Genomic DNA, 1482 nt, shown 5'->3' with positions numbered 1-1482 from the left:
GTGTTATTCACCAATTAAAATGTCTATGCGATAAACCATTTAAAATGTCCTGTTTTTAACTGCAAGAGTCAAGAACAGGATTTAAATTTCTTTGTTCATTGCTAGCTTTCTGAGCTTTACGACTCGGCATACTTTTCTTGGCACGGGAACGTTTATTCTGTTTTTCCAACTCTTCATGCTGTTGTTGGATATGGGCCAGAACTGCGCCTAACCGTTTATTCTCAACCACTTCATTCTGCTGCAGTCCAGTCAGTTTATTGAAGATACTGTAGTTGATCTTCCGTCCTTCATACATGATCGCAACAGTGCCATCCGGGTACTCCAGAAATGAAATGTATTGTCCAACTAATTTCTGGTTCAATTCAGTCGGTTCAAGCATATAAATACATTTGTCATACGTCAGGGTTAGATTCTTGGTGACCTTACGTGGTTCCTGCCAGGTAAAAATATCATCCAGTTCAAGATCAGATTCGGTTAATGGTCGATGTAAATTCTTTGAGTTACGCGCACACTTGGCGAACTTCTGATTGAACTGCTCAATGAAGCAGGGTAGCCAAGCATTGGCTTCAGCAATCGAACTGATGCCTTCCAGACGCATCTCTTTGATCAGACGATCCTGAAGTGTCCTGTTAGCACGTTCCACACGTCCTTTGGCCTGTGGTGAGTTGGCAAAAATAATATCGATGTTTAACTCATTCAGAATCCGCCCAAATTGCGTGATCTTGCTGTCTTGGCTCGATTTCTGATTCACTCGGAATACTGAGTGTTTATCGCTATAAAAGGCCAAAGGCTTGCCATATTGCTTAATGTAGGCTCTCGTGGAAAGCATATAGTCGAAGGTCGTTTCAGCCTCACAAAAGCGCAGATGCAACAGCTTTCCAGTGGCGTCATCGATATAAACCAGCAAACAGCATTTGGCGGATCGTCCTTCAAACCAGTCATGATAGGAGCCATCAATCTGGATCAGTTCACCGAAGCAATCACGGTTATATCTAGGCTGATATGGACGTTTCAGACGCTTGGATCGCGGAATCCAGAGCTCATTGGCAGTCATCCAGCGACGAACTGTTTCCACAGGAATATTCAGCTCAAACATGCTGCTGAGCTTCTCATGCGCCAAGGTGGGCCCAAAGCCCAGCAGATGTTCAGAAATAATGGAAAGGCACTTTGCTTTTAACAAGTCATCATGGCGACGATGGCCAGGTTGACCACGACTGGCATGAGCCAGACCTGAAACACCATCTTGATTGAGCTTCTGCAATAACCGGGTAATTTGACGGGTGGAAAGATTCAGGATTTCAGCAGCACGGACTTGGGTAATACGATGATCTCGAACGTCTTGCAGAACCGCAAGACGTTGAATTTCTTTGTCAGACATAGTGATCAGCATCTATATTTCATATCCAGTCCATGATGGTTAAATCATCATAAACTAGACATTTTTATTGGTGAGAATACAGACACTTTAAATGGGTTCTAACA

1 protein-coding gene is annotated in these 1482 nt (G+C 43.5%); it reads right to left on the bottom strand.

Translation table 11 applies throughout. From position 1 onward, the window contains the following. Nucleotides 1-55: 55 nt before the first annotated feature. Entirely contained in the window at nt 56-1390 is a 1335-nt protein-coding gene (locus FTU65_RS16100; RefSeq protein ID WP_103254392.1) for an ISNCY family transposase, read from the bottom strand. Between the last annotated feature and the right edge of the window lie 92 nt (nt 1391-1482).

Source organism: Acinetobacter sp. YH12129, from assembly GCF_013418685.1.
GTDB lineage: Bacteria > Pseudomonadota > Gammaproteobacteria > Pseudomonadales > Moraxellaceae > Acinetobacter > Acinetobacter amyesii.
This window is presented reverse-complemented; position numbering and strand designations above follow the sequence as displayed.

Bases quoted from the DNA above. Each gene is read 5' to 3' on its own strand.
- FTU65_RS16100 (WP_103254392.1), bottom strand. From the start codon at position 1,390: ATGCTGATCACTATGTCTGACAAAGAAATTCAACGTCTTGCGGTTCTG.